Origin of the sequence: Pampinifervens navoyensis (genome assembly GCF_046159715.1) — a bacterium.
Classification (GTDB): domain Bacteria; phylum Aquificota; class Aquificia; order Aquificales; family Aquificaceae; genus Pampinifervens.
Genome location: NZ_JBJXCT010000001.1, coordinates 154,628 through 165,924, shown reverse-complemented (window position 1 = coordinate 165,924; position 11,297 = coordinate 154,628). Strand labels below are relative to the sequence as shown.

The window sequence follows — 11,297 nt, the reverse complement described above, 5'->3', positions numbered from 1 at the left end:
AGTTAATCTACTCTCTAATAGCTCAATCATGATGGCTTTAATTTTAAATTCTTTGTTGTTCCTGTGCGTGAAGTATTTGTGAAAATATTATAATTAGCATTATGAACTTTTCCATTCTTGGCGGTGGCCGGTGGGGGGTTGCTCTTGCCATTCATCTCGGTAAACTGGGGCACAGCATCATGGTGTTTGACAGGAAAGAGGAAACGGTGAGAACTATTGAGGAAGGAAAGCATCCCTACATGGAGGGCGTCAGGCTCAGGAACGTGGGAGCCACTCAGGACCTTGAGGATGCACTTGCCTTTTCAGATTATGTAATAATAGCCCTTCCAGTCCAGGCCATAAGGGAGGTGTTAGCCCAAAAACCTCTGAGGGGTAAGAGGGTTGTCTCCGCTTCCAAGGGACTTGAGGTGGGCACTGAAAAGAGAGTTTCCGAGCTTCTTCTTGAGCTTGAACCCTCTCTGAAGGTCTTTTGTCTGTCTGGTCCATCCTTTGCCAGCGAGGTTTCAAAAGGGCTTCCCACAGCCCTTGTGCTCGCAGGTGAAGAACTTGAGGAAATGGAGAAGATAAGAAACTGGATAAGCTCTGAGAACTTCAGGGTTTATCTTTCCACAGACCTTGTGGGTGTTGAGCTTGGTGGTGCCCTGAAAAATGTTATCGCCATTGCCTGCGGTATATCTGATGGTCTTGGTCTGGGAGAGAATGCAAGGGCTTCCCTTATGACCAGAGGGCTTGCAGAGATGGTTAGGATTGGTGTTTCTCTTGGTGCAAGAAAGGATACCTTCTACGGACTCTCTGGCATGGGGGATTTATTTCTTACCGCCAGTTCTGCACAGTCAAGGAACAGAACCTTTGGCTATCTTCTAGGTCAGGGCCTTCCTCTGGAAGAAGCCCTCAAAAGGCTCAATCAAACAGTGGAAGGTATACATACCGTAAGAGCTGTTCAGAGGCTGGCAATGGATAGGAAAATACATACCCCTATAAACAATGCGGTTTACAGGGTTGTGGTTGAGGGTTATCCTCCAAAGGATGTGGCTCTTGAGCTTCTGAAAAGACCTCCTCAGAGCCCTTTTGAGATGATATGATTTCTCCGTAAAAGTAGTATTCCCCACAGCTTTCGCACCTGAAGATACCACCACCGCAGCATTCTATAACCTCAAGCAGAGCTCCACACTTGGGACATTTTTCCATGACTTATAATTTAGTCCTGTGAGAGAAAGAGTCTTTCTTTACTTTCTCCTTACTCTGACAGCCTTTTTTGTGGCACTTGCCTTTACAATGCTTCTGCCCTTTCTAAAGCCCATACTCTGGGCTGTCATATTTTCTCTGGTTCTGTATCCCATACACATTAAACTCTCAAGAAAAATAGGCAATACATCTTCTGCCCTCTTGCTTACATTGCTGGTGCTCGCCCTTGTGGTAATCCCCTTCAGCCTCGTGCTCACCATGGCCATAAGGCAGTCCATAGAGCTACTTCATCTTGCGGTCAGCCTCACCCAGAACAGCTCCTACATGGATTTAATAAAGGGCACGCTTGAAAACCCGCTACTCAAGAGGATATTTACCGAAGAGGAAATAAAGGGTTTTCTGGCATACCTTGAGTCTGAAGAATTCAGAAACATACTTATGAGCGGACTCAGGGACTTTCTTCAGAGGGGATTGAACCTTGCAGCTTCCATGCTTCCGGCAATTGGTGGTTTTATCTTCAAAACTTTCGTATTTCTACTCACGTTGTTTTTCATACTCAGGGACGGTCCAAAATTCGTAAGATTCGCTGAGCGTTTTCTTCCTATGCACAGGGAAGATATAGAGCAGGTCTCCATAACCATTTACAAGACAGTCCTTGCCACCGTCTACGGTTCCATAGGGGTTGGGATAGCCCAGAGCTCGGTGGGTTTTATTGGATACAAGCTGGCAGGCATGGACTACGCCATACTCCTCGCCATGGCAACCTTCATAAGCTCCTTTATACCGCCCTTTGGCGCAGGCTTTGTATGGTTTCCTGTAGCAGTCTATACCCTTGCAACAAAGGGAACATACCCTGGCGTTTTCATGTTCCTCTATGGCATGTTTATTATATCAACCATAGACAACTTTATAAGACCTCTTATCATGAAAATGGGTATAAGCGTGCCTTACATAGTGCTCTTTTTTTCCATAGTGGGTGGTCTTCTGACCTTTGGCTTTGTGGGTATATTCCTCGGACCTATTATATTCACAACCCTTTTCACCCTTGCCCTGATATATGAGAAGAGAGTGCTGGGCAAGGAAGAGCCTACTCAAGCCCGTGCATCTTGAGGTTTTCCCTTATCCTGTGAAGTAGCTCTGCCGGGTTCTTTATGGGATACTCCAGCTCCTGGAGCACTTCCCTTGCAGTTCTGCCCCTTATATAAACACCCTCAAGTCTGTTGGATATGCTGTCTGCGGACTGTATGGGGAAGTCTGTTCCCTTGAGCCTTTTTAGCACCATATAGGCCCAGGGAATGTCAAGGGCATAGGCAACCCTCTCACAGTATTGGAGAAAGACCTGTGGTTCTTCGTGTCCCTCCTTCACCAGCTTGTATGCAAGTTTTGCAATTCCGCCTGCGGTGTGGACCTTCAGCTCTTTCCTTTCCTCTTCAAGGAGTTCCTCTATCCTTCTGAGCTTTTCAAGTGCTGTGGATGGCTCCGCCCTGAGTATGTTTCTTACCGTCTGAACAGTGAGACCCACCTTCTCCGCTATTTCCCTGTCTGTTTTCAAGTATTCTTCCCTTAGCACCACGCAGTAAACTGCCCTGGCAAGAGATGGAAGCCATGTGAGGGTTTTGTATTCTGCCAGCCTGGAAAGTCCACCGAGCACATCAATGGATTTTAAAAAGACCCTCAAAACAAGTGATTCAAGGTCTCTCTCCACGGGTTCTACCAGCACCACCATATTTAGCCTCCTTTGTGTAATATCGGGGTGACGGGACTTGAACCCGTGACCTCTGGCCCCCCATGCCAGCGCGCTACCGCCTGCGCCACACCCCGTTATTCTTACATTTTAGACCTTTTTGCCTCTGTTTTCAACCTGTATAGAAGCTTTTTACTCGGTCTGAATATTACCCGTTTTCCCCTCTTTCTGAAACTGCCAAAGCCTGAGATTTTCAAACCATCTCCAGAAGCTATGCCCTCCCTCATCATATTTAGCAGAAAGTTCACCATTCTGTATACCTTTTTCTTTGAATAAAGAGAAGAGTGCTCCTCGTGCAGTTTCTGAACCAGTATTTTCTTTTTCATATCTTCATTTTTTTCTTGAGTATGTCGCCCAGTGTAAAGCCCTTGTCAGAAGTGGTTATTATTTCCTCCCTTTTCTCCTCCTCCTTCATGCTGAAGGTTATCTTATCCTGAGAGAGCTCTATTATTCTTGCTTCCACCTCCTGACCTTCCTGGAGTTTCAGACCTTTTGGCATTTCAGATATAGGCAAGAGTCCGTCCACACCCTCTGGAAACTGCAGGAAGGCACCAAAGGGATGCACGCTTTTGACCTTTAGCTTCACCCTCTTACCAATGCTGTAGCTTTTAAGCACGGCTTCCCAGGGATTTTCCATAAGCTGTTTGAGACCAAGCTTTACAAACTTTCCATCTAGCCCAAGCACCATAAACTCCAGGGACTGTCCCACATGGAGCACATCCTCAACTCTACCCGGCTTTATCCATGCCAGGTCGCTTCTGTGAACAACCCCCTGCACACCCTTTTCGAGCCTTACTATAGCTCTGGCTCCTTCTATCTTCTCTACGGTGCCGGTGACCTTACTTCCAACGGGATGTTCCTTTATGTATTCTTCCCATGGCTTTGGAAGGGTTCTCCTTATACTCAAAACCAGCTTGTGTCTTTTTGGGTCAAAATCAAGCACCTGAGCTGATACCCTGTCGCCCTTTTTGAAGGTGCTTCCGTCATAGGATATTTCCTCTTTTGGCACAAAGCCCTCAACACCCTCTATGACTTCAAGGAGCAGTCCGTTTTCCCTCACCTCCACAACCCTTCCGCTCACCACCTGGCCCTTCTGTATGCTCTGTTCTGCTTTCAGCCAGGGGTTTTCCTTTGTTTCCCTCAGGCTAACGAAGATAAACTGTCCGTCTTTGGGTATTCTCTTTACCTTTACCCTCAGCCTCTCGTCAATCTCCGCATAGTTGTAAGGATTCCTGTCCCTTCCCCAGCTCAGCTCTTCAAGGGGAAGAAAGGCTCTGAGGGCGTTGCCCACAAGCAGGGTTATTCCCTTATCTGGGTCTATCTTTATAACCCTGCCTTCCACCAAATCTCCCACCTTTATTTTGGAGAGAAGCCTTGATTTCTTTTTTTCTTCCTGAGCCTTTATGTAATCCCTCTGGGATAGCACAACCTTAAGACCGTCCTCCTCCCTTCTGAGTTCCGTTATCTTTGCCACTATCTTTTTGCCTTCCTTGAGGTTTCTCAGAGCTTCCTTTGCAGGAAGGGATGCCCTCAAACCACTAATATCAACCACATAACTATCATCCTTCCTTTCCAGCACCGTCCCTGTTATGAACTTGCCTTTCTCATAGCAGGATTTTAGAAAACCTGTAAGCTTTTCTTCAAGGTATCTCCTGTAGGACAGTATGGGAGAACCTCCTTTGCTGAACCTGAGGACCACTGCTTTTACCTCATCACCAACCCTGGCCTCTGGCAGTTCTTCTCTTGGGATTATAGCCTCCACCTTGTATCCTACATCCACGTATAGGTTCCTTTCATCAACCTTTACCACCTTACCCTTTATCACCTCCCCTCTCTTTATCTCTTTAAGTTCAAGACCCTCTTCAAAGAGCTTTTCAAACTCACCCATAAGTTCCTCCAGAATTTTCTATTATAACACTTAACCCTTTAAAGTGCCTAAAGGTTTGAATCTTGCCACAAGCCTGGCTATGCCAAGAGAGTGAACCACATAGGCAACCTCTGAGACATCCTTGTATGCCTGTGGAATCTCTTCTGCAACCGTTCCCTTACCCCTTGCAACCACCACGAGACCACCAAGAACCTTTTCAAGCCCCTCTTTTCTGACAAACTCCTTTGCCTTTGTCCTTGACATAAGTCTTCCAGCTCCATGGCAGGCACTTCCAAAGCTCATGTCCATGCTTTTTTCCTGACCAACGAGGAGAAAGGAATATCTTCCTACATCTCCCGGAAGGAGGACAGGCTGGCCTATTTCCCTGTAGGCGGGTGGAACATCAGGATTGTGTGGGGGGAATGCCCTCGTAGCACCTTTACGGTGAACAAGCAACTTCTTCCTTTTACCTTCAACACGGTGCTCCTCTACCTTTCCTATGTTGTGGGCAAGGTCGTATAGGAGCCTGTAACCAAACTCTTCCCAAGATAAGCCAAAAAATCTTCTGACCGTGTCTGCAGTCAGATAGCCAAGTATCTGTCTATTGGCAAAGGCATAGTTGGCTGCAGAGTTCATCGCCCTAAAATAGTCCTGACCCTCTGGAGATTTAAAGGGCATGCAGGCAAGCTGCATATCGGGTATATCTATGCCATATTTTTTTAGAGCATCCTTTGCGGTTTTAAGGTAGTCCACGCATACCTGATGACCGAAGCCCCTTGAGCCGGAATGAACCATTATGGTAACCTGGCCGAGATGAAGACCCAGTTTTTTTGCCACACCCTCTTCGTAAATCTCATCCACATACTGCACTTCCACAAAGTGGTTGCCAGAGCCCACTGTGCCCAGCTCATCAGAACCCCGCTGAAAGGCAAAATCTGAAACCTTTGAAGGGTCTGCACCCGGGAGGGCACCATTGCTCTCTATATGCTCGAGGTCTTCTTCAAAGCCATAACCCTTCTCTATAGCCCACCTTGCACCTTTTATCGCCACCTCAGCAAGCTCTGCCTTTGAAAGTTTCAGTTTTCCCGTGGAACCCACACCGGCAGGAACGTTTTTGAGTATTTCCTGCATGAGCTCTTTTCTAACAGGCTGGACCCTCTCTGCGGTCAGGTTTGTGGCTATAAGCCTTACACCGCAGTTTATGTCGTAGCCTATGGAGCCTGGGCTTATTATGCCCTCTTCTATGTCCGTTGCCATCACCCCACCCACAGGAAATCCGTAGCCCACATGCACATCTGGCATTACATAGATGGCTTTCTCTACGCCGGGGAGCGTCCCTGCGTTACCTGCCTGTCTTATGGCATCCTCTTCAAGGAGTTCATAGAGCCTCTCGCTCAGGTAGAAGTAGACTGGCACCTTCTGCCCCTGAAGGGTATTTTCTGGAAGTTTGTAGACAAAATCAGAAACCTTAAGAAGGCTCTCCTTGAGGCTCATAGTATTAATTTTATGCTTTCAAGTGCCCTGAGCTACAGCAATTTTACTGAAATAAGCTCCTCTTCCTCCCTATACAGATGCACCGCGCAGGCAAGGCAGGGGTCAAAGGAGTGTATGGTTCTCAAAATCTCAAGGGGCTCTCTGGGGTCTGCAAGGGTGTGACCTACGAGAGATGCTTCATAGGGTGAGGGCTGTCCCTTTGCATCCCTTGGAGAGCCGTTCCACGTGGTGGGCACCACAGCCTGATAGTTTTCTATTCTGCCCTCCTTTACATGAACCCAGTGGGAAAGAGAGCCCCGTGGTGCCTCCATAAGTCCAAGACCCTTTGCCTCTCGGGGCCATGTGGAGGGCTCCCATTTTTCTGCGTTGAAGGTTCTTGTGTCGCCAGACTTTATGTTCTCAATGAGCTGGGCATACCAGCCCTTCATGGCATGAGCATAAAGGTAGGTCTCAAGACCCCTTGAGAGGGTCCTGCCCATGGTGGAGTAAAGGGCTGAAATGGGAAGTCCAAGCCTTGATAGGTAGGAGTCAACCATCTCTCTCACACCCGGCAATCCCCTCGCGTAGAGGGCAAGGATTCTGGCAAGAGGTCCCACCTCAGCAGACAAGCCTCCGTATCTTGGAGCCTTCAGCCAGCTGTATTTGCCTTCCACGTTGAGATATTCGTAAGGTGGCTCTGGTCCCGTATAGTTTAAAACAGTCTCCCCCTCAAAGGGGTGAAGCCCTATCTGGTCGCCCTTAGAGTATTTATACCAGCTATGGGTCACATACTCCTCCACCTTTGAGTAGTCCACATCTTCATAAGCCTGCAGCTTTCTGTCCCTTATGAAGGTGGGGGGTATAAAGAACCTGCCATCTCTGTAGGAGTCCCCTTCTGGCTCACCGAGAACCAGAAAGTTCCCAACGCCTTCCCCCTTTTGGAACCAGTCCCCGTAAAAGCTGGCTATGGCAAGAAGGTCTGGAAGATAGACCTTTTCCACAAAGTCCGCCATCTGGTCTATGAGGGTTTTAACCCTGCTGAGCTTTTCCATGTTTATGGCTGTGTCGCTCTGAAGGTCTATGGGTGAGGGCATGCCACCAACGGCAAAGTTGGGGTGGGGGTTTTTGCCCCCAAAAATGGTGTGGAGCTGAACTATCTGTGTCTGCCAGTTGAGGGCATCGAGGTAGTGGGCAACAGCCATCAGATTTGCCTCTGGTGGAAGCCTGTAATCGGGGTGGTTCCAGTATCCCTTGCTGAAGATGCCCAGCTGACCCCTCTCCACCTGAGCCCTTATCTTTTCCTGAACTTCTTTAAAGTAAGAGGGTGTGGACTTCTCATAACTGGACAGGCTTCTGGCAAGTTCGGAGGTCTTTACGGGGTCCGCCTTCAGGGCATGAACGGGATTTATCCAGTCAAGGGCATGAAGGTGATAAAAGTGCACCACATGGTCGTGCACAAAGAGCGTCCCTATCATGAGCTTTCTTATGAGAGAGGCGTTCTTCGGCACCTTTATACTCAGAGCGTCTTCCACAGCCCTTATGGAGGCAAAGGCGTGCACCGTGGTGCATACGCCACATATCCTCTGGGCAAAAGCCCATGCCTCTCTGGGGTCTCTTCCTCTCAGAATTATCTCAATGCCCCTCACCATGGTGCCAGAGGAGTAGGCGGACTTTATGCTGTTCCCCTCCAGCTCAGCCTCAATCCTGAGGTGTCCTTCTATCCTTGTTATGGGGTCAATCACCAGCCTTTTCATGTCTCTTCCTCCAGAGCTTCTGCCACAAGCTCAACCATGCTGACAAACCTGTAATCTCTCTTAAGCTCCTGACTGCTCTTTGTAAGGGCGAGCATGCAATTGGCACAGTAGCAGACTACCGTCCTTGCCTTTGTCTTGTCAAAGAGGGTCATCTTGGATATAAAAGCCTTCTGTCTGTAGTAGTCCGCATCGCCTATCACAAGCACACCTCCACCCCCGCCGCAGCATATGTTGTGTTCTGGAATGAGCACTGAGTCTCTGAAGTCCTCCGCAAGCTCCTTGAGTATCCTTCTCGGCTCTCTGAGAACCCCTCCTCTCCTTCCAATCTGACAGGAATCGTGAAGTGTTGCAGTTTCTTTAAGCACCTTGCCCTTCAACCTGAGCCTGCCCTCCGTCAGCATCCTGTCTATGAGCTCCACGATGTTGAGCACTTCAAAGTCCCACTCTTCTGGAAACACGTTTGGTGCTATAAACCTCATGGACTGATAAGCGTGTCCGCATTCTGGGGCTATGATGTATTTGACGCCAAGGTCCTTTGCACCCTGAAGCACCCTTCTGAGCATCTCCCTCGTTACCTCCCTGCTCTGGGCAAAAAGTCCAAAGTTGGTGGCCTCGTGGGCTACTGTGGACATGCTCCAGCTGACTCCCGCCCTATTCAAAACCTTTGCCGCAGAGGCGACAGAGGATGGGAACTTCATAAGCTCTATGGAGGATGGAATGTAAAGATACTCGGAGGGCTTTCTGTCTATAGGAATGTTCACCTCATACTCATCGGAGATGAACTCAAGCCTCTGCAGGAAGGTCTGCGTGTCCACGCCCAGGGGACTGCCCTTTTCCACTGAAAGGTTGGTGGCATCCGCAAGGTCCTTTGGCGTCAGTCCTGCATGGGTGAGAGCACCCCTTACTATGCTCACAAGCCTTGGTGTGTCAATGCCCATGGGGCATGCCTTTGTGCACCTGTCGCAGTTGGTGCAGGTGTAAAAGGCAAGCCTTGCCTGCTCTTTCAGTTCCTCTGGTTTTATCTTGACCCCAAAGCCAAAGAGCTTTTTAAGCCTTCCCAAGAGTGTGTAGTTTTCCTTGTATATCTCCCTCAGGAGGTCTGCCTTGTAGGCAGGTGTGAGGGTTGGGTCTATCCTTCCAGAGACATTCTCCCCCATGTAAAAGAGGCATGCCTCCGCACATATGCCGCAACGTACACAGGCTTCAAGGTAAGAAGCCACCTCCATATCGATGCTCTTTTTACAGAACTGGTAGAACTTTTCAACCTCCTCCTGACCTATCTCTTCCTTTGAAAGCACTGCCATGGCTCACCTCCTCAAAAGGAAACGCCCCTCTTGCCTGCGTTCCATCCCATAAAGCCCACAGAGAGGAAATAGTAGACAAAGTGAGAAAGTCTGCTGAAGGGAATGTAGAGGATAAGAAGGTCTGCAAGAAACATATGAAGGGACAAAAGCCATATGTAGCTACCGCCCCCGGCCCAGCGTGTGGCAAGAAGGCCAGTGAAGAGTATCATGGCTATGAGGAAGTTGGCAAAGTATTCGTCCTTGCCTGTCAGGAGCTTCAGAACAGGGTTTAAAGCTCTGTGCATCGTGAGTGCTATGAGAGACCCAAGGGCTGCGTAGGCAAGTATGTCGGAGACTATGTTTGGCAGGACTGGAAAGGGTATGCCGGTAATCTCTTTCCACAAAAGAGCATGGGCTGGGACAAAGAAGGTAAGACCTATGAAGCCAAGATGAAAGAGAAAGCCACCTATGAAGTTGATGGCCCTCCTTGAAAATATCTCATTGAAAGTCCAGCCCATGGTAGGCTTTATGACTATTTTCTTTACAGCCATGAGGTAGGGGTTACCTTTGGGTTTGGCGTAGTCTGGAGGAAGTCCAAGGAAAAGCACCCTGAAGAACCTGTAGGCTATGCCAAGGAAGAAAACAAAAAGGGCAAACCTTAGAAGTGGACCTCTGACAAAGTCGTAGAAGGCAACATCGGTCATCTTACTTACCTCCCCTGAGCTTTTTGTTCATGTATGCCACACTCACACCCACCGCAGTCCCCACCGCAACGCCAGCCAGAGCTTCTTTAAGGCCAAAGCCTCCGCTTACCACGGACAAAGGGGTATATATCATCCCCCTGTCCCAGAAGTCTGGCTCTGAACAACCAAAGCATGGATGCCCGGATTGTATGGGAAAGCTTATTCCCCCATTCCACCTTATGGTGGCACAGGCGTTTCTGGTCACAGGACCCTTACAACCAAGCCTGTAGAGACAGTAGCCTTTTTTAGCACCTTCATCGTCAAAGGAGCTGGCAAACCTGCCAGCGTTGTAAAAGGGTCTTCTGTAGCATCTGTCGTGGACTGTCTGACCGTAAAAGGTTTTTGGTCTTCCCATGCTGTCAAGCTCTGGAGATTTCCCTGTGAGCACATAGCCCGCTATTACTGAGACCATCACATCCCCTATGGGGGGACAGCCCGGGATATTGACCACCTGCCTTCCTCTCAGGGCTTCACTGACGGGTATTGCACCTGTTGGGTTGGGATAGGCATGGGGTATGCCTCCCCAGCTGGCACAGCTACCCACTGCGATTATGAGACCAGCACCCTCTGCCGCCTCTTTCAGGAGCTCCAGATTAGACCTGCCCGCCACGGTGCAGTATGCACCTCCTCTGTCTGGAGATACAGAGCCCTCCACTATGAGCACATATTTGCCTCTGTGTTTTTCCATTGCCTCCCTCTTTGACTCCTCTGCATAAAAACCAGAAGGTGCCATCAAGATTTCATGGTATTCAAGGGATACATAGTCAAGCAGCACATCGGCAGGCAGAAGGCTCGTGCTTCTTATAAAAGATTCGGTACATCCTGCACAGTCCTGAAACTCAAGCCATATGACCACTGGCTTGGGCTTTGTTTCAAGAGCCCTTACTACGTCTGTAAGCATGGATGAGGACAACCCAAGGGCAGTGGAAAGCAACAGGGCGGACTTAAGAAAGTCCCTTCTTGAGTAGCCCCTCCTTCTGTAAATGTCATAGAGGGTTTCCATAATCGCCTCCAGTGAGGAGATTGTTGAGTATGAAAATATGAGTAGTATGATTTTTGTCAACTCAAATTTTGTAAATGGTGGGCGATGGAGGACTCGAACCTCCGACCTCCATCTTGTGAGGATGGCGCTCTACCTCTGAGCTAATCGCCCGGTGACTCTATTATTATTATACATCCTTTCTCTTTTCTGGCTAAAAACAGAAGTAAGTTGTCAGTTACATACAGAGGTTTATATTTAAAATTAGA

Annotated in this window: 10 protein-coding genes and 2 tRNA genes; 2 read left to right on the top strand and 10 right to left on the bottom strand. The window is 48.7% G+C overall.

What is annotated here, in order from left to right:
* Nucleotides 1-101: 101 nt before the first annotated feature.
* Nucleotides 102-1,082 carry an NAD(P)H-dependent glycerol-3-phosphate dehydrogenase gene (locus tag ACKRDP_RS00975; protein WP_409152885.1) on the top strand — a complete coding sequence of 327 codons (981 nt, stop codon included), beginning with the start codon at nucleotides 102-104 and terminating at the stop codon, nucleotides 1,080-1,082.
* A 124-nt stretch (nucleotides 1,083-1,206) separates the two neighbouring features.
* Nucleotides 1,207-2,295, top strand: coding sequence for an AI-2E family transporter (locus ACKRDP_RS00970; RefSeq protein WP_409152884.1), 1,089 nt, complete (start codon nucleotides 1,207-1,209; stop codon nucleotides 2,293-2,295).
* Here the strand turns inward: ACKRDP_RS00970 and ACKRDP_RS00965 are convergent.
* The 10 genes from ACKRDP_RS00965 to ACKRDP_RS00920 all read right to left on the bottom strand — a co-directional run bounded on the left by ACKRDP_RS00965 (nucleotide 2,273) and on the right by ACKRDP_RS00920 (nucleotide 11,202).
* The gene (locus ACKRDP_RS00965) at nucleotides 2,273-2,911 is read right to left on the bottom strand and encodes a helix-turn-helix domain-containing protein (RefSeq protein ID WP_409152883.1); all 639 of its coding nucleotides are present in this window, start codon (nucleotides 2,909-2,911) and stop codon (nucleotides 2,273-2,275) included. The two genes, ACKRDP_RS00970 and ACKRDP_RS00965, sit on opposite strands and share 23 nt — an antisense overlap.
* A gap of 22 nt (nucleotides 2,912-2,933) precedes the next feature.
* Nucleotides 2,934-3,006: transfer RNA gene (locus ACKRDP_RS00960), tRNA-Pro, on the bottom strand.
* A 6-nt stretch (nucleotides 3,007-3,012) separates the two neighbouring features.
* On the bottom strand, nucleotides 3,013-3,255 hold the full coding sequence (locus tag ACKRDP_RS00955) for an HU family DNA-binding protein (RefSeq protein ID WP_409152882.1): 243 nt from the start codon (nucleotides 3,253-3,255) through the stop codon (nucleotides 3,013-3,015).
* A complete protein-coding gene (locus tag ACKRDP_RS00950; protein WP_409152881.1) occupies nucleotides 3,252-4,817 on the bottom strand; it encodes a S1 RNA-binding domain-containing protein in 1,566 nt (521 codons plus the stop codon). The genes ACKRDP_RS00955 and ACKRDP_RS00950 overlap by 4 nt, the downstream gene beginning before the upstream one ends.
* Before the next feature lie 30 nt (nucleotides 4,818-4,847).
* Nucleotides 4,848-6,290, bottom strand: a complete 1,443-nt coding sequence (locus ACKRDP_RS00945) for an RtcB family protein (protein ID WP_409152880.1) — start codon at nucleotides 6,288-6,290, stop codon at nucleotides 4,848-4,850.
* Between the two features lie 32 nt (nucleotides 6,291-6,322).
* Nucleotides 6,323-8,023, bottom strand: coding sequence for a nickel-dependent hydrogenase large subunit (locus ACKRDP_RS00940; RefSeq protein WP_409152879.1), 1,701 nt, complete (start codon nucleotides 8,021-8,023; stop codon nucleotides 6,323-6,325).
* Entirely contained in the window at nucleotides 8,020-9,327 is a 1,308-nt protein-coding gene (locus ACKRDP_RS00935; RefSeq protein WP_409152878.1) for a (Fe-S)-binding protein, read from the bottom strand. The genes ACKRDP_RS00940 and ACKRDP_RS00935 overlap by 4 nt, the downstream gene beginning before the upstream one ends.
* 11 nt (nucleotides 9,328-9,338) lie before the next feature.
* Complete coding sequence (locus ACKRDP_RS00930) at nucleotides 9,339-10,010, bottom strand: hypothetical protein (protein ID WP_409152877.1); 672 nt, start codon at nucleotides 10,008-10,010, stop codon at nucleotides 9,339-9,341.
* 1 nt (nucleotide 10,011) lies between these two features.
* Nucleotides 10,012-11,052 carry a hydrogenase small subunit gene (locus ACKRDP_RS00925; protein ID WP_409152876.1) on the bottom strand — a complete coding sequence of 347 codons (1,041 nt, stop codon included), beginning with the start codon at nucleotides 11,050-11,052 and terminating at the stop codon, nucleotides 10,012-10,014.
* Nucleotides 11,053-11,127: 75 nt separating this feature from the next.
* Nucleotides 11,128-11,202, bottom strand: a tRNA-Val gene (locus ACKRDP_RS00920).
* Nucleotides 11,203-11,297: the final 95 nt, after the last annotated feature.